The 23,370-nt window shown below is 60.3% G+C and carries 20 protein-coding genes, 3 pseudogenes and 1 other annotated feature; of the genes and pseudogenes, 9 read left to right on the top strand and 14 right to left on the bottom strand.

What is annotated here, in order from left to right:
• Nucleotides 1–198: 198 nt before the first annotated feature.
• Both K2W61_RS27810 and K2W61_RS15105 read left to right on the top strand, forming a co-directional pair.
• The gene (locus K2W61_RS27810) at nucleotides 199–678 is read left to right on the top strand and encodes a transposase (RefSeq protein ID WP_336885395.1); all 480 of its coding nucleotides are present in this window, start codon (nucleotides 199–201) and stop codon (nucleotides 676–678) included.
• 252 nt (nucleotides 679–930) lie between these two features.
• Nucleotides 931–1,961 (top strand): annotated as a pseudogene (locus K2W61_RS15105) (IS3 family transposase); the annotation flags it as partial.
• Nucleotides 1,221–1,337, top strand: a sequence feature (AL1L pseudoknot). It overlaps the preceding pseudogene by 117 nt.
• Nucleotides 1,962–1,995: 34 nt before the next feature.
• On the opposite strand, the gene K2W61_RS15110 reads toward K2W61_RS15105, so the two are convergent.
• A complete protein-coding gene (locus K2W61_RS15110) occupies nucleotides 1,996–2,787 on the bottom strand; it encodes an OBAP family protein (protein ID WP_236755971.1) in 792 nt (263 codons plus the stop codon).
• Between the two features lie 66 nt (nucleotides 2,788–2,853).
• A complete protein-coding gene (locus K2W61_RS15115; protein ID WP_236755972.1) occupies nucleotides 2,854–3,138 on the bottom strand; it encodes a hypothetical protein in 285 nt (94 codons plus the stop codon).
• A gap of 418 nt (nucleotides 3,139–3,556) precedes the next feature.
• Here K2W61_RS15115 and tnpA point away from each other — a divergent pair, with 418 nt between their 5' ends.
• From tnpA to tnpC (K2W61_RS15130), 3 genes and pseudogenes are all read left to right on the top strand, one after another.
• Nucleotides 3,557–3,895: an IS66-like element accessory protein TnpA gene (gene tnpA / locus K2W61_RS15120; protein WP_236755973.1), complete on the top strand. Its 339-nt coding sequence runs from the start codon at nucleotides 3,557–3,559 to the stop codon at nucleotides 3,893–3,895.
• Nucleotides 3,883–4,188 carry an IS66 family insertion sequence element accessory protein TnpB gene (tnpB, locus tag K2W61_RS15125; RefSeq protein WP_236755974.1) on the top strand — a complete coding sequence of 102 codons (306 nt, stop codon included), beginning with the start codon at nucleotides 3,883–3,885 and terminating at the stop codon, nucleotides 4,186–4,188. The genes tnpA and tnpB overlap by 13 nt, the downstream gene beginning before the upstream one ends.
• 160 nt (nucleotides 4,189–4,348) lie before the next feature.
• A pseudogene (tnpC, locus tag K2W61_RS15130) lies at nucleotides 4,349–5,362 on the top strand (IS66 family transposase); the annotation flags it as partial.
• 94 nt (nucleotides 5,363–5,456) lie between these two features.
• Here tnpC (K2W61_RS15130) and K2W61_RS15135 read toward each other — a convergent pair.
• The 3 genes from K2W61_RS15135 to K2W61_RS15145 are packed head-to-tail and all read right to left on the bottom strand — an operon-like array spanning nucleotide 5,457 to nucleotide 8,658.
• A complete protein-coding gene (locus tag K2W61_RS15135; RefSeq protein ID WP_236755975.1) occupies nucleotides 5,457–6,473 on the bottom strand; it encodes a site-specific integrase in 1,017 nt (338 codons plus the stop codon).
• Entirely contained in the window at nucleotides 6,470–7,441 is a 972-nt protein-coding gene (locus tag K2W61_RS15140) for a tyrosine-type recombinase/integrase (RefSeq protein WP_236755976.1), read from the bottom strand. Before K2W61_RS15140 ends, K2W61_RS15135 begins: the two co-directional genes overlap by 4 nt.
• Nucleotides 7,438–8,658, bottom strand: a complete 1,221-nt coding sequence (locus K2W61_RS15145; RefSeq protein WP_236755977.1) for a site-specific integrase — start codon at nucleotides 8,656–8,658, stop codon at nucleotides 7,438–7,440. The genes K2W61_RS15140 and K2W61_RS15145 overlap by 4 nt, the downstream gene beginning before the upstream one ends.
• A gap of 778 nt (nucleotides 8,659–9,436) precedes the next feature.
• Between K2W61_RS15145 and tnpC (K2W61_RS15150) the strand changes: the two are divergent.
• Nucleotides 9,437–9,979: pseudogene (tnpC, locus tag K2W61_RS15150) on the top strand (IS66 family transposase); the annotation flags it as partial.
• A gap of 511 nt (nucleotides 9,980–10,490) precedes the next feature.
• Here the strand turns inward: tnpC (K2W61_RS15150) and K2W61_RS15155 are convergent.
• The 3 genes from K2W61_RS15155 to K2W61_RS15165 all read right to left on the bottom strand — a co-directional run bounded on the left by K2W61_RS15155 (nucleotide 10,491) and on the right by K2W61_RS15165 (nucleotide 13,331).
• Nucleotides 10,491–12,158, bottom strand: a complete 1,668-nt coding sequence (locus K2W61_RS15155) for a bifunctional protein tyrosine phosphatase family protein/NAD(P)/FAD-dependent oxidoreductase (protein ID WP_236755978.1) — start codon at nucleotides 12,156–12,158, stop codon at nucleotides 10,491–10,493.
• A gap of 73 nt (nucleotides 12,159–12,231) precedes the next feature.
• Nucleotides 12,232–13,116 carry an MBL fold metallo-hydrolase gene (locus tag K2W61_RS15160; protein ID WP_050449380.1) on the bottom strand — a complete coding sequence of 295 codons (885 nt, stop codon included), beginning with the start codon at nucleotides 13,114–13,116 and terminating at the stop codon, nucleotides 12,232–12,234.
• A gap of 23 nt (nucleotides 13,117–13,139) precedes the next feature.
• Nucleotides 13,140–13,331: a YgaP family membrane protein gene (locus K2W61_RS15165; RefSeq protein WP_050449381.1), complete on the bottom strand. Its 192-nt coding sequence runs from the start codon at nucleotides 13,329–13,331 to the stop codon at nucleotides 13,140–13,142.
• A gap of 326 nt (nucleotides 13,332–13,657) precedes the next feature.
• On the opposite strand from K2W61_RS15165, the gene K2W61_RS15170 reads away from it, so the two are divergent.
• Nucleotides 13,658–14,980 carry a sigma-54 interaction domain-containing protein gene (locus K2W61_RS15170; RefSeq protein WP_236756996.1) on the top strand — a complete coding sequence of 441 codons (1,323 nt, stop codon included), beginning with the start codon at nucleotides 13,658–13,660 and terminating at the stop codon, nucleotides 14,978–14,980.
• Here K2W61_RS15170 and K2W61_RS15175 read toward each other — a convergent pair.
• From K2W61_RS15175 to K2W61_RS15200, 6 genes are all read right to left on the bottom strand, one after another.
• Entirely contained in the window at nucleotides 14,977–16,353 is a 1,377-nt protein-coding gene (locus K2W61_RS15175; protein ID WP_236755979.1) for a dihydrolipoyl dehydrogenase, read from the bottom strand. The genes K2W61_RS15170 and K2W61_RS15175 overlap by 4 nt on opposite strands.
• Before the next feature lie 54 nt (nucleotides 16,354–16,407).
• Entirely contained in the window at nucleotides 16,408–17,280 is an 873-nt protein-coding gene (dsbG, locus tag K2W61_RS15180) for a thiol:disulfide interchange protein DsbG (protein ID WP_232312184.1), read from the bottom strand.
• Nucleotides 17,277–18,128: a TlpA family protein disulfide reductase gene (locus tag K2W61_RS15185; RefSeq protein WP_050449384.1), complete on the bottom strand. Its 852-nt coding sequence runs from the start codon at nucleotides 18,126–18,128 to the stop codon at nucleotides 17,277–17,279. Before K2W61_RS15185 ends, dsbG begins: the two co-directional genes overlap by 4 nt.
• Nucleotides 18,125–19,852, bottom strand: coding sequence for a protein-disulfide reductase DsbD (gene dsbD / locus K2W61_RS15190; RefSeq protein ID WP_236755980.1), 1,728 nt, complete (start codon nucleotides 19,850–19,852; stop codon nucleotides 18,125–18,127). Before dsbD ends, K2W61_RS15185 begins: the two co-directional genes overlap by 4 nt.
• Before the next feature lie 135 nt (nucleotides 19,853–19,987).
• Nucleotides 19,988–20,284: a DsrE family protein gene (locus K2W61_RS15195; protein WP_050449386.1), complete on the bottom strand. Its 297-nt coding sequence runs from the start codon at nucleotides 20,282–20,284 to the stop codon at nucleotides 19,988–19,990.
• A gap of 47 nt (nucleotides 20,285–20,331) precedes the next feature.
• Nucleotides 20,332–21,126, bottom strand: coding sequence for a sulfite exporter TauE/SafE family protein (locus tag K2W61_RS15200; protein ID WP_236755981.1), 795 nt, complete (start codon nucleotides 21,124–21,126; stop codon nucleotides 20,332–20,334).
• A gap of 70 nt (nucleotides 21,127–21,196) precedes the next feature.
• Here K2W61_RS15200 and K2W61_RS15205 point away from each other — a divergent pair, with 70 nt between their 5' ends.
• Both K2W61_RS15205 and K2W61_RS15210 read left to right on the top strand, forming a co-directional pair.
• Nucleotides 21,197–21,862, top strand: coding sequence for a response regulator (locus tag K2W61_RS15205; protein WP_050449388.1), 666 nt, complete (start codon nucleotides 21,197–21,199; stop codon nucleotides 21,860–21,862).
• A 32-nt stretch (nucleotides 21,863–21,894) separates the two neighbouring features.
• Nucleotides 21,895–23,286 (top strand): sensor histidine kinase, encoded by a 1,392-nt coding sequence (locus tag K2W61_RS15210; protein WP_157055501.1) that lies wholly within the window; start codon nucleotides 21,895–21,897, stop codon nucleotides 23,284–23,286.
• Nucleotides 23,287–23,370 lie beyond the last annotated feature (84 nt).

Here is a 23,370-nt window from a genome sequence, read left to right on the forward strand (position 1 = left end):
GGAGCAGCGCCAGCGCGAAGCCGACCGCGCCCGCGGGCGCAGTAAGGACGACGACCAGAAGCCGCGCGGCAAGGACGGCAAGCCCAAAGGTGGCCGCTACAAGCAGCCGTTCGGGGTGCCCAAAGACAAGGCGCAAGACAACTTCACCGATCCCGACAGCCGCATCATGCTGCGCGCTGGCGGCGGCTTCGATCCGGCTTGCAACGGGCAAACTGCCGTCGACGATACCGCCCACATCATCGTCGCGGCCGAACTTGGCAACTGCGCCGCCGATGTGGGCGAACTCCCCAGGATGCTGCGCGCCGTGAAGGAGAACGTCGGGGCGTATCCCGCGCAGACGCTGGCCGATGCCGGCTATCGCAGCGAGCCGTATTTGAGGAACTGACCGACCACACCGAGTTGATCGTGGTGCTCGTGCGCGAAGGCAAGAAGCACGCCGCCATCGATCCGGCAGGTTTGCCCCGCACGGCGGCAATGGCGGCCAAGATGGACACCGAGGAGATGCGTGCCGCCTACAGACGGCGCAAGTGGCTAGCCGAACCACCCAATGGATGGATCAAGAACGTCCTGGGCTTCCGACAGTTCAGCATGCGCGGCCTGCATCGGGTGCAAGCCGAGTGGAAACTCGTCTGCCTGGCGCTGAATCTGCGGCGAACGGCCACGATGCAAACAGGTTGAAGGCCCGCTGCGCCTCTCTCAGGGGACTTGGCAGGCCGCGAGACACCGCCATCTTGAGCGCAGCTACCGCTTCACCTGTCATCGGACGGCGCACATGTCGTCGCGCAGTCCTACTTGCAGTCATTAACCCGCTAAAGATCTTCTGCCGCCCAGACTCCTAGTTCTCTGACCCGGCGCGCAAGGTCGCTCATGTGGGGATTGATTGCCCACATGAATCGCCCCGGGTTCGCGGAGGCTCCAACTCTTGAGAGAATGCGAGCCATGAGCAAAAACAACGCGAACAAGTTTTCCCCTGAAGTGCGCGAGCGCGCGGTGCGCCTGGTGCAGGAGTCGCGCAGCGAGTACCCGTCGCTGTGGGTGGCGGTCGAGTCCATCGCGTCCAAGATCGGTTGCTCGGCGCAGACGCTGACCTTGGTCAAGCGCCACGAAGTCGACAGCGGACAGCGCGAAGGCGTCACCACCAGCGAGCGAGAACGCATCCAGGAGTTGGAGCGGGAGAACCGAGAGCTGCGCCGCTCCAACGACATCCTGCGCACCGCCAGCGCTTATTTCGCGCTGGCGGAGCTCGACCGCAAACTGAAGTCGTAAACACCTACATCGACCGGCACCGGGAGGTTTACGGGATCGAGCCGATCTGCAAGGTGTTGCAGGTTGCCTCGTCGGCCTATCGGCGCCATGCCGCGCGGCTGCGCGATCCGGCGCGGCGCAGCGACCGTGCGCGGCGTGACGAGCGACTCATGCCGCAAGTGCAGCGGGTCTGGCAGGAGAACCATCGAGTCTACGGTGCCGACAAGGTCTGGCGGCAACTGAACCGTGAAGGCGTGGCGGTGGCTCGCTGCACGGTCGAACGCCTGATGCGAGTTCAGGGGCTGCAAGGTGTGCGGCGTGGCAAGCGACTGCGAACTACCATCGCTGACGATGCAGCGAGCCGTCCGCTGGATCGGGTCAACCGGCAGTTCCGGGCCAATCGGCCAAACCAGTTGTGGGTCTCGGACTTCACCTACGTCTCGACCTGGCAGGGCTGGCTGTACGTGGCCTTCGTCACCGACGTCTACGCCCGGCGCATCGTCGGTCGGCGCGTGAACAAATCCATGACGACGGACTTCGTGCTCGATGCCCTTGAGCAGGCCTTGTATGCCCGTCAGCCTGGCAACGGCGGCTCTCTGACCCACCACTCCGATAGGGGATCGCAGGGCGAATTCAACCGGTCGTTGCAACGGATTGGTGAAGTCGTTGTGCTGGGGTCTCGTAGCCCAGCGTCTCCCTCGAACGCTCGTTCAGAGCTTTAGCGATTTCATTGAGTTTGTCGAGTGCGGACTACTTTGAAGCGGGCGTTGAGATTGTTGGTTTCACAACGTCAGACTGCGCGCCGTGAGGTCCGTGCTCCGTTCCGGTTGGGTCTTGGAGTTGCACAACATTGCCTTTCGACCATGCGTCAGCGCCGGCATCGACTGGCGGTGCTGGAATGTCCGCTCGATCCTTCTTCTTGTCTTCGCTGGAAATGCCGAAACGCTTGTCGCGCTCGGCAACCATCGCCGGATCGTTCTGACCGTCTGCCGTGAATCCCATCATCACTTGCGGCACGCCTAGAGGCAGTTCCTTGTGTAGGTCGGTGTGCCAGGTATGCCAGGTCTTCCCGTAGGTGCTGACCAGTTTTTTCATCAACTCCTTCTCAGCGATGTCTGGAATGCCGGGGGCAGTGAGTCGGCCTGACTTCACCTCATGCACATGGCTGTGCCACAAAGCCTTCTCCGCTGGTGGAAGATTCTTGAAGAGCTTCTCGCTAACGATATATTCGACACCCATGATCTTGGCGTCCTTGACGTTGCCGTCATAGATCACGCACTGGGTCACATCTTCATTGACGATGGAGCAATAGTGATGGGCTTCCATCTGGCCCTTCATGTTGCCGTTGTAAAAATGGAAACCATCAAGGTAGGCATTCAACGACTCGATCGGTGGCTTGTTCTGAAGGATGTCGGCTCCCTTCTCCAGAATCTTGGTTTTCGCAGATTCTGCCGCACCGGGAGACTTGACGTTCGAGGCCGTGTTTTCGCCACCGCAAGCTGTCAAGGCCAGAACCGTGATGGATAGAAGGAGTCTTGTCATTTTTCGCCTCGTGTGTAAGATGAAGCATGCAGTGCCCTGAGCGCCATGCGCTCTTGGTTGATTTCTTCAGAAGTACGCACGCCAAGTCTGCGAAAGACCGGCAGCGGTGGACACCACCCCTGGAGCGCGTGCTGCAGGAGAAAGGCCGCTCCACCCTGGCAGCCAAAACCATTTTTTGTTCACGGTGGTTCCGAGCACCGTGCCGATGAGCAGCAAGGACGACGCGCCTGTCTCCAGGCAGCGTTCGATGTCCAATTCCTCGTCCAGGGCTTCAAGCCGAGCGTTAATCACCTCCTGCCCCTGGGAGGCGAGTGTGGCTACCCTCGCTTCCATCTGAGCTTTGATGCGCATGTTGACTTCTGGTGGCGTGTTAGAGCTCACCCGGGTGGCAGTTTTGCAATGATTGGCATAGGACTTCCGCAAACGCACTCCGACGCTCGGAGTTTTGGTTGGGTAGCAAATAGCGTTCCCGTAAGGCCTCGCCTACAAAGCTGGGTAGTTAACGGCGTCGGGGCGAACAATCATTGCCAAGCGCGTCAACGTGACTTGGCCGGACGCTACCGGCGCCGATGGCCCTCTGACTTAAAGTTAAGCGGACCCAGTATCAAACCCAGCGCAACCGGCAGTCAGGGGTGATGTGGGTGGCGGTGTTGCCCCGGTGGCCGTGTTGCCCCGGAACTGCTAACGGGTTTGAACCGTAAGCGCCCGGCGAACACATATTGAGCGCGTGCGTTGTCCTCGATAGTGTCCACCACTTTAGGTGGACACTATGTCGAAGACAGAATTAGCACAGGTGCCTAAGCGCCGGTCTTATCCGAAGGCGCTGAAGTCTCGGATTGTGGCCCAGTGCAGGCAGCCGGGGATATCCGTCGCCGGGGTGGCGCTGGCGCACGGCGTGAACGCGAACCTGGTGCATAAGTGGATCCGTCAAGCCGAGCAGCAGGACGGCACGACGCCGGCGTTCGTGCCAGTCGCGTTGTCGGCGGTACCCGCAGCGGGTCGTCATATCGAGATCCGCTTGTTGCGCGGTCCCGTGCAAGCAACGGTGCAGTGGCCGGTGAGCGAGGCGGGCGCCTGCGTGGCGTGGCTACGTGAGTGGCTGCGGTGATCCGTGTCGATGCGATCTGGCTGGCCACCGAGCCGCTGGACATGCGTGCGGGCACCGAGACGGCATTGGCGCGGGTAGTCGCGGTGTTCGGGGCGGCGCGCCCGCATCATGCCTATTGCTTCGCCAACCGGCGGGCCAACCGCATGAAGGTGCTGGTGCATGACGGGATCGGCGTGTGGTTGGCTGCGCGCCGGCTCAACTGCGGCAAGTTCACGTGGGCACAGGCCATCCATGGCCCGCATATGGCGCTGGACGGTGAGCAGTGGCAGGCGCTGGTGCTGGGCCTGCCCTAGCACGTGGGTGCGGCCGGTGCCATCTCTGTGCTGTAGCGCCTTGTAATCGGGCAAGACGCCAGTATGCCGCAGCGAGCCCTGCGGCATACTGGCGGGCATGAGTACCGCATCTTTGGATCACCTTGACGCACAGCAACTGCGGGCGTTGGCCGAACGCCTGATGGGCGAGGTGGCCGTGCGCGACGAGCAACTCGCAGCACGTGATGCAAGGATTGCGGCAAGCGATGATCAACTCGCGAAGTACGATGCGCAGATCGCCAAGCACGACCAGATTCTGCACCTCAAAGACACACACATCGAGCAGCTCAAGCAGGAGCTGGCGCTGTACAAGCGCTGGCGGTACGGCAAGCGCAGCGAGCAACTGAACCCGGCTCAGGCGAGCCTCCTGGAAGAGACAATGGATGCCGACATGGCCGCCATCGAAGAGGAAGTCGAGGCGCTGAGCCAGGCGATCTCGCCCAAGCCGGCCGAACCGCAGGCGCCGCGCCGCATGCGGCTGCCGCCCGAACTGCCGCGCACCGACATCCATCACGAGCCTTCGTCCACGACATGCCACTGCGGTTGCGGCTTGAAGCGCATTGGCGAGGACGTCAGCGAGAAGCTGGACTACCTGCCGGGCATGTTCTCGGTCGAGCGTCACATCCGCGGCAAGTGGGTGTGCGAGCAGTGCGAGACGCTCACGCAGGCGCCGGTGCCCGCGCAGGTCATCGACAAGAGCATCCCGACGGCGGGGCTCCAGGCGCAGGTGCTGGTGGCCAAGTTCGCCGACCACCTTCCGCTGTACCGCCAGGAAGGTATCTTTGCACGGGCCGGCCTGGCGCTGCCGCGTTCGACGCTAGGCGAGTGGGTCGGCGTGTGTGGGCTGCGGTTGCAGCCACTGGTCGATGCACTCAAGGTCGAGGTGCTGGGCAAAACGGTGCTGCATGCCGACGAGACACCGGTGCAGATGCTCAAGCCGGGCGCAGGCAAGACGCACCGCGCCTACTTGTGGGCTTACACACCGACGTCTTACGACAGTCTGCGCGCGGTGCTCTACGACTTCGCGCCCAGCCGGGCGGGCGAGCACTGCCGCACGTTCCTGGAGGACTGGCGCGGCAAGCTGGTGACCGACGACTATGCCGGCTACAAGGCGGGGTTCGCTGCGGGGATCACAGAGCTGGGCTGCCTGGCGCATTATCTAGAGTGTGGTTTTATTTGGATTCACTGGGTCGGCATACAAGTCTGGTGCAGTCAGCGGGATGTGATAGCCCGACATAAAACCAGCTTGGTCAGAGAGATTGCAAGAACGCGAGCAGCTCTGGCTTTGGTTTCCATGGTTTGGTATTCGAGGCTTCGATCCCTGCATGCTTCCAGAAAGACTGCATCGCTTCGCGTTTCATTTGCAAATTTGTCGTGATGTATCGTCCGGTGGTAGCGATGCTGGCATGGCCGAGGTAATCACGGATGACCGTCACGTCGGTTCCCGCCTGAAGCAGAGCGACGGCGCAGCTATGGCGCAGCACGTGTGGAGTGATCGTCTTATGCTCAAGGGCGGGGCGCTCCATCGTAACGGCTGAAGCATGTTTGTGGAGGATGTAGGCGACGCCATCACGAGTCAATGGCTGGCCTTGACGATTGAGAAAAACATGCTGCTGCTCACGCGTTTTCGCCATGCTGCTGAGTCGATACAATGCATCGGCGGTCTCGCGCCACAATGGCAACAAACGATCCTTCTTTCCTTTACCATGCAGACGCACTTGTCGTGGCGCAGCCAGGTGGAGGTCGTTCCAGCGAACGCCTATAACCTCGCTTACGCGCGCACCACAGTTGTAAAGAAACAGCAAGAGCGTGTAGTCGCGCCAACCGTCGAGGGTGCGCCGATCGGGTTTTCCCAGAATCGCGCGCACATCATCGGCCTCAAGGTAAACAGCAGGATGCTGGCGTGTCTTCTTGGAGGGAATGGCGAGCACTCGGGTGTACTGCTGCGAGTGCGCCAGATCGTTGCGGACCAGATGTTTGAAGAAACTCCGAATGGCAGCACGGCGACAGTTGCGCGTGCTAGCCGAGTTCGAGCGTTCGGTCTCAATGTGGTCGAGGAAGAGCCCAACCGTATCGGCGTCGAGATCGCTCAGTTCAATGAAGGCGATATTGCGGCGCCTACGTTGCGCGACAAACTCGAACAACAACATCAGGGTATCCCGATAGGCACGTATCGTGTGGACGCTAGCGCCGCACTGGCGTGGAAGATATTCGGTGAAGAACGATTCGACGAGCGCAAACAGCGCGCGCGAGGCGGCATGGTTCATCGCGGCCTCCGTGCGTGCTTCAGGTGTTCTTCGAAGCGACTGCTGGCCAGCTCCAGCAATTGAGGTGTTGCCCTCAGATAAATCTCGGTTCCCAAGACGTTCAAGTGGCCCAGGTATGCCGACAACCATGGCAACTTCGCATGTACGTCGGCACCTTCGGTCACCCACGCGGTGAGTCGGTGCACCGCGAAAGCATGACGCAGCTCATACGGTCGCGCTCCGGTACGTCCACTGGGCGGCTTGATGCCGAGATCACGGAGTAGTCGTCGCAGGGCTTCCGAGGCTGACTTGACTGTCAGCGGCGAACCATCTTTGCGCAAGAACAGTGCCGCAGAATCGCAATGGCGCTTGTTATCAAGCAATTGCTGGCGCGCTTTAAGGTAGTGGAGAAGTTCTCTTACCAAGTCGGCACGGATCGCCACGATGCGAGAGCGTCCCTTGCTGTGCTGAATCAGCAACGTACCACGCTTGAGATCGATATCGGTCATTCTGAGCCGCACGGCTTCGCCCAGCCTCATACCCGTGCAATAGAGCACCAGCATCAAGGCCCGGAACATAGGTCCCCAGATGAAACGTCCATTATGGGAAGTGGCGGCGTCAAGCAGTTGACGAACTTCGTCGTGTGTGAGGATGTAGGGCAGGAAGTTCGATTCCTTGATCGGCGCCAGCGCATGCTCGGGCACGTAGCTCGACGGGTCACTGCGACGACGATACAGGCAGAGTTGGCGAACAACGCCGAACTCGAGACCGACTGTCACAGCCTTGCGCCCAGCAGTGCGTGCACTCCAGCGCGCCACGGCCACATCGAGCGCGACTTCGCCGTGATCGCCCCAATGCAACGCAACGAAACGAATGAAGCCGTCAATAACAAACTCAGCACGGCGGTAGCCCAGTCCCATTGCGCGCTTGAAACGAAGGAAGTTCTGCGCGTCACGACTAAGTTCGGTGGCGGTTACGATGGTTGTCATGTCGGCACCGGCAGGGAAACTTCACGTAGTGACTCCGTGGCAATCCGAACATATGCCGAGATTGATTCCGAATCGCGATGGCCGAGCAAATCGGAGAGGACTCTGGGGTGCGTGCCCGCATCGAGCTGCCGTGCGGCATTCGAATGGCGCAGGACGTGGCTGCCGAGATAAGGAGCGTCGATCTCCGCCGCACGGGCGTGTTTGATGAGGATGTGGCGGATGGCCGAGGAGGCAGTCAGGGGACCGAAAGGCATCTTCATCTGGACAAACAAATGTCTGGTTGACGTGCGTGGAGGTCGTCCGTATTGGAGGTAACGTGCGAGCGCCTTGGCAATGGCAGGCAACAACGGCAAGGCGAAGGCAACGCCTGTCTTCGGCCGCACGACCTTTATCGTGTTGGCATCCCAGTCGATGTCCTGAAGCTGCAACCGGATGATCTCGCCAGCGCCGAGTCCGTATGTGCTCATCATTAATAACAACGCGTGATCGCGCAGCCCCCGGACTGACGACGTATCGACTGCTCTGAGCAAGTGCTGAACGTCTTCCCATGGCAACGCCCGCCGTGGACGGTCGTATCTGGGTTGAACCGGTGAGATTACGGCCGTGGCTAAATCAACCGAGATGCGACCCGTGGCAAGCAGGAAGCGCGCAAAGGACCGAATGCCACCAGCAATATCGGCTGTTGTTGTACGTGCGTATCGGTTCGAGAAATCGATCAGGAACTCGTCAATATCGCGCAGTGTCATCGTTCGCCAAGTCTTGCCGTGCTCAGCGAGGTACTCTGATACTCTACCGACTTGGGCCAACCTCTTTTGTACAGTCACTTCGGGGCTGCCGCGCTGACGCGTGAGGTAGTCGCTGTACGCCCGCAATAGCGCCGTAGTTGGCCGTCGAGCGCGCGCCGGTGTTTGCCAAGAGGGAAGTGGGATATCCAAAACCATGTACACGCGGGTCAGCGCGTAAATCGCAGTGCGCGCGCCACTCAACTGGGCGGTGTCCCGCTGTCGTTGGCGTCCATACCAAGTGATAAATCGATGAGCACCACTCAACGTCAGCTGAGTGTACTCATCAAGCCCACGTTGGGTGCAATAGGTGCGAAATAGCCTCACCCATCGTAGGTACACCTCGATGGTGCTGTCCTGTATGCAGTGGTCTGCACGCCATACTCGACGGATCTCGATGATCGTCGGCTTCGAGTTGAAGGATTCGTGTCGCATGTTTGCTGTCCGGCATCGGTGGCAACAACGTACCGCGAATCGAATCTGACGTCAGTTCCCATCTTGTGTTGGCCGACCGAGTCCGAGCACACTTTACCTTGACCTGGCAGCAAGCCAAGTGGTGCCGGCAAACTGAGCAGAAATGGCGGCGCGAGCGAGCTACGCAGCCAAACAAGCGTGTTCCCCGGGCTGATATGGGCAAGTGGCTCAGTACATGTGAACCAGGAAGTCACCGGCGTGATTGATAACGAGCGAAATACGGCATCAAGCCCACTGTGAACCGCCCGAACCCGACGATGAAGCCAACGCAGTGCGCTTGGCAAAGTGACATCAAGGCTGCGTAAAGCGGCGGCGGCATCCACCAAGCTCTTACTGGACACCGCAGTGACGACAGCGTCTTCAATCACCGAAAGCAGACCTGGTAGCCTAGCTGCAAGAAAGTCAGGTAACAGGCTGAATGTGCGATGGCCTTGCGGGCAGTACCAACGGGCGACGCGAACCCCTTGCGGCGTCACACGTGCATAGCTGCCGTGCCGAACCAGACCACACCCACCGTCCGGATGTAGCGGGCAAATTGGCAGACAAGCATTGCGCCACTCCTGTCCGGCGATGTATGCCTCGGGACTCGACCGTGTGTGCAACGGAATCTGCAAAACCACTCCTTGATGCGACAATGATCATATCGAGAATTATGTGGAGTCCGATGACCAGTTCTCCGCAGATGTAGCGACAAGATCAAAAAGGCTACTACTCCAGATAAAACGATACTCCAGATAAGGCGCATGCCAGGCGCAAGTTCCATGACCTGCATGCGAGCAACCAGAGCCAGATCGCCAAAGAGGCGCTGGAGCTGTTCGGCGCCTTGTACGGAGTGGAAAGAGACGTGGCGGATCTACCTGCCGACGAGCGCAGGCAGATACGTCAGGACCGCGCCAAGCTGATCGCCGAGACCTTGCATCGATGGCTGATCGCGCAGCGCCAGCGCGTGCCCGATGGCTCGGGTACCGCACGCGCCATCGACTACAGCCTCAAGCGCTGGGAGGCGCTCACGCGCTATCTTGATGATGGCGATGCACCGATCGACAACAACTGGGTGGAGAACCAGATCCGGCCCTGGGCGATCGGGCGCTCGAACTGGTTGTTCGCGGGCTCGCTGCGCGGCGGGCAGCGTGCGGCCGCCATCATGAGCCTGATCCAGTCGGCGCGGCTCAATAGCCACGATCCGTATGCCTATCTGAAGGACGTGCTCACGCGGTTGCCGATGCAAAAAAACCATCAGATCGCCGACCTGCTGCCGCATCGGTGGCAGCCCGCTGCGTAGGCTGAACCGTCAAGGGTGTGTTCGGCAGGCGCTTACTTTGAACCGGAAAAGACGGCGTTTTGAGCGCAATGCCCAGTAGCAGCGCCCAGGCCATTGGCGAGGCGTAGGGAAGAGGGAGCGCACCCCGCTCGGTGCGCGATAGTTCGCCTGCAGGGTCAATCAGGATCCACTCTGGTCAGAGCAGATCGGTTATTGCCCTAAAAACGCTCGCCGTGGAGCGCCGAGTTATTCGCCATCGCCGACCAAGCCCTCCGGATGTGCCAAAAGGTGGGTGGCCCAGAGACTTCTTTCTACGTGGATAACAGGGCGTGGCAAGCGAGCCCGGCCCGCCATGAGCTCGCGTTAAGCAGTCCCTTGGATGCCTCGTGAGGTCATTGCGAAGCCCGAGGGTCGAATGGCGACTTTCAATGCTTAGTATTGGGGCATCTTATCGAATCGACATTCCGGAATCCGCAAAGGAACGAATAAATTATCCGCTGCGACACCTGTGATTCAACGCCTCGACGTTCTACTATCCGACCAATTCGGGCTGAGCCAGCCACTCACGGCCCTTGAGCATCCCTTCCCAGTACAACGGAGGCAAAATCCGCTCTTTTAGCAGCCAAGCCAGCGTTGACGGCCGGGTTCCGTCAATCAGCCATTTCGGGAAAGAAGGCGCCAGCTTTCCGCCGTAGGTAAATTCCGCCAAAACAATTTTGCCGCGTTCCACAGTCAGCGGGCAGGAGCCGTAACCATCGTATTGGGCATCCCCTTTCACGCTGCCGCGCAGGGCAAGTAGATTGTGCGCGACCACTGGAGCTTGTTTGCGCGCTGCGGCGGCAGTTTTTGCATTTGTGGTGTTGGCCACATCACCCAACGCGAAGACATTGAAGAACTGCTTATGGCGTAGCGTGCCCGGATCCACATCGACCCAGCCCGCTGCGTCGGCGAGCGGGCTAACTCGAACGAAATCCGGCGCCTTCTGCGGTGGTACGGCATGCAACAGGTCGAACTCCCGTTCAATCCTCTCCTTGCTACCGTCAGCCAAGGATCGGCTGAAAATGGCCTTGCGCGCGGGGCCATCCACGGCGACCAGGTTTTCGCCGAAATTCAACGCGATGTTGTAGGCTTGCACGTATTCCATGAGCGCGGGGACGTAGTCGGCAACCCCGAACAGGACGGCGCCAGCGTTGCAGAACTGGATGTCGACCGCTGAAAGTACCCCTGTCCGGCGCCAGTGGTCAGCCGACAGGTACATTGCTTTCTGTGGGGCTCCAGCGCATTTGATTGGCATGGCGGGTTGACTGAAGATAGCGCGTCCGCTGCGTAGCGCACGCACCAATTCCCACGTATAGGGAGCCAGGTCATAGCGGTAGTTGCTGGTAACGCCGTTGCGCCCTAGCGTGTCAACCAAACCCTCCACGCCGTGCCAGTCGAGCTTGAGCCCCGGACACACGACGAGCTGCTCATATCTCACCACGCGGCAACCGTCCAGAATCACTGCGTTTCGTTCCGGCTCAAAAGCCGCCACGGCTGATTGCAGCCAATGGACGCCACGAGGTAGCACGCTGGCCATCGTACGGGCGGTGGTGCTTGCTTCGAACACTCCTGCCCCTACCATCGTCCAGCCAGGCTGGTAGTAATGAACGGTGGCCGGATCAATGATTGCAATGTCCAACTGGGGGCTGCGCGCGAGCAGGCTGGCGGCCACCGCTACGCCGGCCGCTCCTCCACCGACGATTATTACGGAATATGATGCGTCGGCCACTTCCACCGGCGTCTTGCCGCCGTTCAGGATCCGTCGCGCCACGCCCTTGACATCGAAGCCCGCCCGCGAGGCCCGTTCAATAATCTGTGGCAAGTCCATCTGCCCCGCCTGCGACAATGCCCACATGGTGGTCGAGCGCATACCGGTTCGGCAGAATGCCAGGACTGGCTTGGGCAACTCTTGCATCAGTGCGCCGAAGGTAGAACCTTGCTCGTCGGATACTTTGCCCGATTCGGCCGGGAGATAGCGCGCCTCGATTCCTGCCGCCATTGCCGCCCGTTGAATCTCGCCGAAATTGGGTTGGTCGGCGCCCTCGCCATCGGGTCGGTTGCAGATGATGGACTTGAATCCAGCTTCTCGCAAACTCTGCAAATCGAGGGCGGATATCTGCGCCGAAACTGAAAGCACGTCAGTAAGAGGACGGATGTCCATGGTTTGTCTCCAGATGGTGTGTTTTTAGGGGAGGGGGAGGCCGCTTTATGCGCGCTGCATCGCATAGCCGCGATCAAAGAGCATTAAGCGGAATCTTCAGGTAGCGCCGGCCATTGCTCTCGGGCTCGGGAAGGTCGCCTGCCCGCATGTTCACCTGCACCGAGGGCAGAATAAGCGTCGGCATGTCAAGTTTGGCGTCGCGCGCATGGCGCATGGCCACGAATTCATCTTCGGTGACGCCAGTGCGAACCTGCACATTGGCCTCGCGTTGCTCGGCCACGGTGCTGACGAATTGCACGTCCCGGCCGCCCGGTTGGTAGTCGTGGCACATGTAGAGTCTGGTTTCCGCCGGCAGGCTGAGGACTTTGTGGATGGAGCGGTATAGGGTGCGCGCATCGCCGCCCGGAAAGTCGCAGCGGGCTGTTCCGTAGTCCGGCATGAAAAGCGTGTCACCCACGAACGCGGCGCTTTGGACGCCGTCACTGACCACATAAGTCATGCATGCCGGGGTGTGACCAGGCGTGTGCAGCGCACGCACTTGCAGATTACCTATAGTGAAAGTTTCACCATCGGTAAACAAATGGCCAAATTGGCGACCGTCGCGCTCAAAATCGCTGCCCGCATTGAACAGTGCGCCGAAGACTTTCTGCACAGTGGTGATGTGCTCGCCGATGCCCACGCTACCGCCCAGGGAACGCATTATGTAAGGTGCGGCGGAGAGATGGTCGGCATGCACATGGGTTTCGAGGATCCATTGCACGGTGGCGCCAAGCGCGCGCACTCGTTGGATCAAACGGTCGGCGCTATCGTGCGAGGTGCGTCCCGACTTGGGATCGTAGTCCAGGACACTGTCGACGACCGCGCATCGGTTCGTGGCTTGGTCCAGCACGATGTAGCTCACCGTGGAAGTCGCGGAATCGAAAAATCCCTCGACCTGTAGTGTTTGAGATGAGCGCATAGCTAGTACTCCAGAATCTAGGATCAGCGGCGGACGCGGCAGGTCTTGATGCCGAGCATGGTGTAAAGCGGGCAATTGCCAATTAGGCCGGTCAGGAGTGGCACGACGCCGATATAGCCCCATGGCCCGACGGTTTCCGTTGCGGCCATGCCGATAAGAGCGAGTCCCACAATGATGCGTAAGCCGCGGTCCAGCATGCCTTCGTTGGTTCTCATGTGTTGTCTCCAGGAAAGACGAAATGCGCAGAGGGGTGATGTGTTGGATCTATCAAGATTCGTGCCAAGTTGAAGATGTTTGGCGATAAATTTCTAAGTCGATGAATCACAACGTATAAATGGCCTCCCGGTGCGGGCATTGCCAAACTGTTGATCGCAGTGCGTGCAAGGTTCTTAGCTTTTGGCAGGAAATTGGCAGTTGAGTGGCATATATGTGGCAGCCTGTGGCGGAGATGGCGGTGTTTAGCTAACATGCTGAAATGCCTGCCCATCACGACCTCCCCGTTGCGCCCGAGGGCGGCGGCGAAACTTACGCCGACCTACCCATGCAGGCGCTGTTGTCCTACCTTGAGCATGAAGTGCAGCCGATGATCGTGCTTGATCTGGACTACAACATTCTTGCCGCCAATTCGGCCTACCAGCGCCAGTTCGGAGCTGCAGGCAAGCGTTACCTTGGCGACAAGTGTTATCGGGTCTCTCATCACTACGATGTGCCCTGCGACCAGGCGGGCGAACACTGCCCGATGAGAAAGGCGCTTGAGGTCAAGGGCCCGGATCGGGTCTTGCACATTCACCACACGCCGCGAGGCCCCGAACACGTCGACGTGGAGTTAAGGCCCATTCTGAATGCGCGGCGCGAAGTCGTGGCGTACGTAGAGCGCTTGACGACTGTGCGCAGCGCCTCGGCACGGCCCTCCGGCGAGGGGTTGGTTGGCCAAGCGCCGGCGTTCAACATGGCGCTGTCGGCGGTACAGCGGGTGGCCCCTTCGATGCTGCCGGTACTGCTGCTGGGGGAGTCCGGTACGGGCAAGGAACTCTTCGCCCGCGCTGTCCATGAGGCCAGTCCGCGTGCCACTGGCCCTTTCGTTGTGGTCGAGTGCTCGGGGCTGACCGAAACCCTATTCGAGAGCGAACTCTTTGGTTATGAAAAAGGTGCTTTCACGGGGGCCACCGCGCGCAAGCCGGGACTCGTCGAAACGGCCAAGGGCGGCACCTTGTTTCTCGATGAGATGGGTGACGTGCCGCTGGCGATGCAGGTCAAACTGCTGCGCCTGATCGAGTCCGGTACCTTTCGGCGCGTGGGCGGTGTCGAGACCAATCAATCTGATTTCCGCCTTGTCGCAGCAACACACAAACCTCTGGAAGAGATGGTGGCCAACGGTCAATTCCGGCAGGACCTCTACTACCGCATCAGTGCGTTTCCGATCCAACTGCCGCCCTTGCGCGATCGGCTGGACGATGTCCCGCTGCTTGTCGACTCGTTCCTGCAGCATGGAGCAGACGGCGTATCGCGTATTGTGGTCGACCCCACCGCAATGGCGCGGCTGCGCGCGCACTCTTGGCCGGGCAACATCCGCGAACTGCGTAATGTGTTGGAGCGGGCGCGGTTGTTCGCCGATGATGGTGTCGTGCGTGGCGAGCATCTGCCACCTGCCTTGGGGGTTCTGCCGGCATCGGGTCTTTCGACCGGAAATGCTGTCGCGGGACTGCCGATTGAACCACTGGGAGACGGCGGTGCCGACATCGGAAACTCCGAACTCCGACAATGGCTTTCCAGCAAGCGGAGTACCCGCAAGGAGCTCGCCAGGGAACTGGGATTGAGCGAGCGCACACTTTATAGGCGATTGAAGGCGATGAAACTGACTTAACACGTTTCTTCAGGAAGTTGGCGGTGGGCATCCTTCAGCGCGGATTGCAGCATTTCCTCGACGCTGGGGTGATAGAAGGGCGCCGCCAATAGATCGTTAATCGTCTGGCCGGCGTGCGCAGCCCATGCCAATTGGTGCGCCAAGTGTTCGCCATGTGTGGCAAATAGGCTAGCGCCGAGTAGTCTGCCCGAGCTGGGGTCGGCGTAGATGCGCACGAGATTGTTTTGTGCGGCCAGAATGCGCGAGCGGCCATTCGATGATCCCTCGGCTTCACCCACGATGGCTCGCCGTTCAACGGCCTGTCGGTATGACAAGCCGACTGCACACAAGTCGGGATCCGTAAACACGATGGACATCGCGGTGCGCCGTTTCAGCGTGGCGGCAGGGCCTTTGCCCAAGAGCGCTAGGGCAGCCTTGCCGGCAGCGGCGCCTTCGTCGGCGGCCTCGTGCATCAGCGGACGCTCGGCATAGACGTCGCCCGCGAAGAGAATATTCTCAGGGCCGGCTTCGAGCGTCCGGGGGGCGATGCGAGGTCGGTTGTGTTCGTCCAGGTCAATCCCTGCTGCTGGCAGGTCGAGCGCTTCGAAATTGGGCTGGCGTCCCGCCGCCACGAGTAGTCGGTCGACAGTCGTCTGCCGCCCGCCTTGAACCAGTCGCACCTTATCGCCGTCAGCGTCGGCCTGCACGACGCCACCCAACCATAAGGGGAACAGCGCGCCGAAATGCGCCTGCGCGCGTGCCTGTACGCAGGGATCCTCGGCGCCGCCAACGGCTTCGCGTTGGTCTGCTCCGACAACGGTTATACCCAGACGAGCCAGCGCCACGCCCATCTCCAAGCCGATAGCGCCCATTCCGAGTACGCCGATCCTAGAGGGTAGCGCCTCGAGTTCAAACAAGCTGTCAGTGGTGATTAAACGGTCGCCCAGCGAGAGTAAAGCCGCTGGGATAACAGGGCGTGACCCTGTGCAAACTACAAACGCGCGAGCCTGGATTTGAGCACCATCGACCAGCAGGGTGTTGGGCGAAAGGAATCGCGCCTCGCCCATCAGCAGGTTTTCTGCGGCGGCCTTGATGGTGCGCTGTGCGGCACCTTTGGCCAGCGTGTCGCGCATGTCGCGCGCTTCGCGCCACATGTCGTCGGGGGTATGGGCCAAATGAGCGGCGTCAATCGCTAAGTCGCGACCTATGGACCAGCGGGCCGCCGCGTGCAGTGCGGCTTTAGAGGGCATACACCCGACCCGGGCACACGTTGTGCCCAAGGGGCCCCGGTCGACCAGTAGTACCTTGGCGCCGGCGGCCTTCAAGATGTGAAAGGCGTTTGCTCCGGCCGTACCAGCGCCGATGACTACGGCGTCGACGTTCAGCGTTTTCATTGAAATCTCCTCATCATTTTCGACGTGTTGGTCTGTTCAGCCGGCCGAGGGCTATCAGGGGCGTGCTCCGAGCACGCTCTCGATTTCGCTGGGTGGCATACCGGTGCGCTGCCGTATCTGGCCCTTGTCGTCGCGCCACACAAAAGCCGGCGTTGCCCGCAATGACCAAGCCTGCATCACGGCCATGTTGGCCAATAGCTTGCCCTGGATATCGGCAGGGATAGGGTCCAGCGCCTTAAGTGCCTCGTCGTTTACAGGACGTACGCGTCCGGCTGCCATTTGCGCGGCCACGCCGGCGCCCTGGCGTGCTTCATAGTCGTATAGCGCCTTGGCAGGATCTGGAGCGGACAGCAGGGCGGCCGCCTTGCCCGGGCTGGTGGGGGTGAGCATGCCTACGACGACGTGCCGCAGTTGCACCCGTCCAGCGTCAACCCATGGGCGCGCATCGGTCCAGAATTTGGCGCAATACGGGCAGTTAGGGTCCGTAAAGACATAGACAATACGTGCAGCATCGGGCTTGCCGTCGGCTAGCCAAGTGGTAGTCTCCAACTGTTTCCAGAGATCGCTGGAGATACTGGGGGCTGTCGCTGCTTGCAGGGGTTCGCGGGTCATGTCATTGCCATCTTTGTCGAGCAGTGTGCCTGCGATCACATGCTGGCCATCTGGAGCTGCATAGAGCGCCACGGGATGACTGCCCGCACGAGCCGCCCAAGCCTGTATGCCCGCCGGGGCTTTCAAAGGACCGAGGATTTCCAGGCCGTCGGCCTGTAGCGCTCGCAATGCCGGAGGCAGATCTTGTGCGATGGCGGGAGCCGCAATCATCAATGCCAGTGCCGCTGGCGCCGCCAAGCTGAATAGGCGCGAAAAAAGCTCTCCGCATAATGTATCTGCCCCGTCGGGGGTGACGTGATTAACGGTGTGGATCATGGGCGCTTCTCCTTGGAGGCGTCGTGAATGGAAGGGCGGTTCAGGAGCGTGAGGCGCTGCGTGAGTGTGGCCCGGGAGAGTTCACCGAGCCGGGTGTCTACGTGTCGTCCGTCAGAGTCGAAAAACAAAGTTGCTGGAAGGGCGCGATGGCCAAATATGGTGGCAGCCTGCGTGTCCGCGTCGAGCAGAACGTTGTTCAACGCAAGGTCCTGCTGTGCCAGAAACTGTTTGACGGTCGCAAGTGATTCACCCTGATTCAAAAATACGAAGGCAATATCCGGATACTCTTCTTGAGCCTGGGCGAATATCGGCATCTCGCGTCGACATGGCGGGCACCAGCCCGCCCAGAGGTTAATCACCACTGGCCTGCCACGAAAGTCTTGCAATGACTGAGGCTCGCTGGCGAGCGTCCGGAATTCGACGGCTGGCAGCCCACTCCTGGCCATGGTAGAGCCGCTCGCGGCGGCCAGTAGGTGGGCGCCGGACCACACGAGGGTGGACGCGGCCAAACCTACCAGTAATGGAACCTTCCAGTCATGCCTGCGCCATGCAAGCCACCCGCCATAGGCCCACGCGGTCACAAAGCCGGCGGTTGCATTCCATCCTCCGTCTCGAATGTCGATTATCGATGTAGGATCCGTGGCGTAGGCATCGAACTGCTCGGCGACGAACGTCGCGCGTGACGCCAGCAGGCCGGCCAGGAGAAGCCGGCTCAAGGGCAATTGGCCATCCCGACCGCATCGCCTAAACAACCATGCTGAAATCCATTGTCCCGCCAGCACGCTGGTGATAATCGCCAGTAGCGTTACGGGCAGCATCACAGGGCCTATCTGCAGCATGCCATTCATGGCGTTTCCAGGGCGAGGTGATATCGTGTCAGAAGCGTCGAAGCGTCGAACTCGCCAGTTACGCGGTGTTGACGGCGTTCAAGGCCATCGGCCGCAAAGAACAACACGCTGGGCGGTCCAGGCACCCGCAGCCTGCGCAGCAATGCCAGTTGGTCCGGTGTACTTTGACTGAGATCAAAACGGATCAGGTCGGCCGACGATAGCGCTGCCTGGACCTCGGGCAGAGGGTAGACCTCGCGCTCCATCTTTTTGCAAGATACGCACCATTGTGCGGAAAAATCCAAGACAGCAGGCCTCCCAGCGGCGCGGGCGCGGGTGAGCGCATCGTGCAATGCCTGAGGCGAGTCGAGGGTGACGAAACGGTCGGATTCTACAGTCGGACTGGATGTTGCTTGGCCGCGCTCGGCCAGGAACGCCAGCGGCCGTGTGGGATCCGCTTGGCCGGCAGCGGCGCCTACGAGCATAACTAGCCCCCATGCCATCGTGGGAATTGATATGCTGGCCAGCAACGCTTGGTAGGCTGCGCGGCTTCGGACCTGCCAGGACCAGACCGCAAGCGCACTGGCTATTGCAATGGCCAGGCCGCTCCACAGAAGCAAGGTCGTCGGCGGGGGCACGATACGTTCCACCATGAGCACAGCAGTGCCCAGAAGCAGGAAGCCGAATACGGCCTTGACGCGTTCCATCCAAGGGCCAGGACGCGGCAACAGGCGCGGCCCCAACGCCCCGACAGCGAGCATTGGTAGCCCCATGCCAATGCCGAGCGCGAACAGAATTGCGGCGCCACGCACGGTGTCTCCGCTGTCGGCAATGTACAAAAGAGTACCGGCTAGGGGAGCGGTCATGCACGGCCCGACGAGCAGCGCCGAAACTGTACCCATTGCTGCCGCACCAATCAAGGTGCCGCCTCGCTGCTGCCGGCCCGCACGATCCAGCCTATCGCGGAGCGCTGCCGGCAACTGAAGACTGTAATAGCCGAACATCGCAAACGCCAGCGCGACGAACACCACTCCCAAACCGCCCAACATGTAAGGGGTCTGCAGTGTGGCCTGCAGGCTGGCGCCCGCCATCGCTGCTGCGACGCCCATGGCCGCGTAGGTGCCCGCCATGGGAAAGACGAACACCAGGCTCAGGACGAACCCACGTCGTGGCGACGCATTCGCACCGACCACCAGGGACGAGACGATGGGCAACATAGGCAGCACGCAAGGTGTAAATGCAAGGCCCACGCCTAGAGCGAGGAACACCGCAAGGTTCCACCACAGGCTGTTGTCGCCCAGCGCGCGCAAAATATTCAAGTCGCTATTGACATCCAGATCGGCAGCAGACTCTTCGGGCACGGTTGTTGGGGTGTCCGTTACTGGCAGACGGTTTACCGCGATATCCCGAGTTTGTGGCGGGTAGCAAAGGCCGGCATCTGCGCACCCTTGCCATGTGATGCGCAGCGTTCCTTCACCAGCAGGAGCAAGCTTTGTCAGTGCCTGTGCCTGGGTGTGGTAAATCTCCATGACGCCGAAGTTGGGGTCATTCTTGCTTTCGCCAGGCGGGGTTTGTAGCGCTATTGGGGTAGCCTGCGGCAAGCGTTGCGCGGTGATGCGGTCTCGATACAGGTAATAGCCATCCGCGATTCTCCACGTTAGGCGGACGTCATTGTCGGCGCTCCGTGATGCTTCAAGGCGAAAAGCTTGTTCTGGATCTAGGAACGCGTCCTGAGAAAGGGCCAACGAGCTCCACATTGCCAGCGACAGGGCGGCCAGCCCAGGGAGCCATCGGTGCGCGAACGCTTTGAAAGTGCACAGTCTTATCATGCACGCCATGGTGCCGACCGCAGATTATCGGAGCATTAACACTCGCTCGGATTAGGCTCGCACGTACAGCCATCCCTCGCTTTGCCATTGCACGAGCAGCAGAATCGCCGCAGCCGGCAGTACCGACATCGGTTCGCGCACCTCGCGGCCGACGGTCGCCATCGTGTTCGGACACAACCAGGTGAGGGCGTCGGTATCATGAGAATCTCCATCCAGCGCGGCTGCTACGGCTGGACCGTTGAGCACTAGCCGGACGTGCGCATCGGGTCGCACCTTCAGGAGATTGGCAACATTGTTGCGGGCGCGCGCCAGGGCGGCCGAACTGGGGGCATGGATCAATACGTTCATGAAGAGATATCCATAGTTAGGCAAGAGAGTAGGTGTGGTGAAAGCGGTCAGGCGCGCCAGATCAACACGCCTGCAACGATGACGCATACGATTGCGAAGACGCGTTGCAATACGGTTTGCGGCACGTGTGGAGATGCCATACGGCCGATAACCATGCCGGAGATCGCGGCAGCAACGAACAGCCATTGCGCTTCGGTCAGAGAAAGACCGTGCGCCAGTGCTGAACCTACCGTGGCTGCCGAGACCAGTGCGATGACCATAAGGGAGGTAGATACGATGCTATGCATGCGCGCATCGCTGAAATAGGTCAGCGCAGGCACAATGATGAAGCCCCCCCCGACCCCTAACATGCCGGTACAGATGCCCGATGCCGCACCGATGGAACCGAGCGTAGCTGCGGTGCGGCGCGTCCAGATAAAGCGGCCAGTTTCGGCGGACAGGTGGCACGCCGTAGCGCGTTCGGGCACAGGCGTTTGCCGGCCACTGCTCGGCCGTGATTGGCGCACCATGCGCACTGCCACGAGCAACATGATCGCGGCGAATCCCACGCTAAGCCAAGCGGCAGGAATTTGCCGGGCCAGCGCCAGACCCAAAGGTGCTGTTATCCCACCGGTGACCGCCATTAGGAGTGCGGCCTTGTAGCGCACGAGGCCCCGTCTCAAACCCTGCACCGCTCCTACTGCAGAGGCCGCGCCGACCGCGATCAGTGCGACGGGTGCGGCCTCTGCCAACGACATGTTCAGCCCGAACATGAGCGCGGGGACGGCGAGAATTCCCCCTCCGGCCCCTGTCAGTCCGAGTGATACCCCAATGCACAAGCCGAGCAAGATCGCGCTTACCATGCTAAATTACCTTTTGATATAAGCTTATTATCAAAAATAATTATGCATGTTTTGTCGTGGAGGATCAATCATGCGAATCTTGCTGGTTGAAGACGATTCTTCCGTGGCGGCAGGAATAGAGGCAGGGTTGAGCTTGCACGGTTTCATCGTGGATAGCGTCAGTACGCTTAGCCATGCCGAACTAGCATTGCGTACCTCACGGCCGAGTGCTTGTGTGCTTGATCTAAGTCTGCCCGATGGAGATGGCATGGCGCTGCTAGCGCGGTGGCGGACACGGCGCGAACGCCTGCCAATACTTGTGCTGACAGCGCGGGATGCAGTCGCACATCGTGTGCAGGCATTGCGGACTGGCGCCGACGATTACGTGCTCAAGCCGTTCGATCTTGACGAACTGGAGGCTCGTTTACACGCTTTGATCCGACGTGCCGCCGGCCATAGCGCGGATGACATTAGCCATGGCTCGCTCAAAGTGAGTTTGTCCTCGGGCGAGGTCACTCTGTCCGGGAAACCTGTGATTCTTTCGCGACGCGAGTTTGGCTTACTGAAAGTCATGTTGCAGCATCCAGGACACGTTCTGACGGCCGATCAATTGCGTGACAACCTGTACGGATCTGCGGACCGGGCGGAGAGTAATGCCGTCAACGTTCATATTCACAAATTGCGACGCAAGCTTGGATCGAGCGTGATCGAGACAGTGCGTGGAATGGGCTACCGCTTGGGGTCAACGCTGCTGTGAGCTTACGCACTCGCTTATTACTGTTGCTGGGGATGGCCTGGATTGCTTTGGGCGGTGCAATGACGTTATGGATGGTGGAGCGAGCCACGACGCAGGTCGACAACGCGCTTGATGCGCGGCTCGCATCCTCCGCATCGATGGTCGCCCGTTTGGTGTCGCAACTGCCATTAAGCACCGTTGAACAGCCGGGTGTGCCAGGTATTTCTGTGGATGTGCTGGCTCGTGATGGTGTTGCCTGTGAGGTTAGCCAGTGGCGTGGCGAGGTACTGTCACGCACCGTTGCACGCGTGGCGGGCGGGCCTGCCCTGCGTGATGCGCCGGCTGGTTTTGGTTCGTTGACGCAGCATGGCGTGACGTGGCGCACCTACGTAATGGAGGCAGATGACTTACGTATCGCCACGGCTGACCGAATGGACATGCGGACCTCCTTGCGCAGGGAAATCGCATTGACTGCATTGCTGCCATTGGCGGTAGGACTGCTAGTGGGATTGATCCTGCTGTGGCTAGGAATTGGACGCGGCTTGGCACCGATGGAGCGTCTGCGACGGGCGCTAGCTCGCGCTCAACCGTTGTCCGAACTGGACATGCAATACCGGAATATTCCTAAGGAGTTGCGGCCGTTCACGAGGACGATTGCGCAATTGTTACGTAGCATGGAGCAGACCTTGGATCGCGAGCGGCGCTTCTCCGACAATGCAGCGCACGAGATGCGAACACCCGTGACTGCGGTCAAAACTCACTTGCAGGTGCTGGCACGTTTGCCCGTGCCTACGGCATCAGGGTTGTGGCGTCAGTCGCTGAATCATGCGCTGCAGGGCGTGGCGCGGCTGGAGCGCTTGCTCGAACAACTATTACTGCTCGCGCGGGTCGAGAAGGACGAAGACAACCCGTCCGACTCCAGCGCGGTTTGCGATGCAGTGGATGTCGTGGCCCAAGTGATTGAGGGTATGTCGGCCGCGCGTGTGAGATGGGAAATGCCTGCCGAGGCAATATACATTTCGCTTTCGGACACACTGCTGACTAGCGCAGTCGGGAATCTTCTTGTCAATGCACTGGCTTATTCGCCAGCCGACCAGACTGTGGATGTCTCAGTGGCGCTTCGGGCTGGCAGAGCGGTGATTTCCGTACGCGATCACGGACCTGGACTAAGCCTAGAACAGTGCAAGCATGCGACTGAGCCATTCTGGCGCGGCGTCTGGCATATCCCGGGCAGCGGTCTTGGGTTATCAATTGTGGCCGCCATAGTCAGGCATCACGGCGGGGCGCTGAACCTATATCCCGCCCCAGGCGGAGGGTTAGCGTGCCAGTTGACGCTGCCGTTAGTCCCAACGCACGACAACGCATATAAGGAGGGGGGCAATGACCAGAAAGTGGCGGGTCTGCGAAGTAATGACGAGGAGTCAACCCGTCGAACTGTGACTTGACCCGGTATGCCGCGGATAATCGAAGTAAATCCATATAGGAGGCATTGCCACATAACGCGTGGGAGTGTCATAAATTTTGTGTTT

Origin of the sequence: Achromobacter pulmonis (assembly GCF_021733725.1) — a bacterium.
GTDB classification, from domain to species: domain Bacteria; phylum Pseudomonadota; class Gammaproteobacteria; order Burkholderiales; family Burkholderiaceae_B; genus Achromobacter; species Achromobacter pulmonis.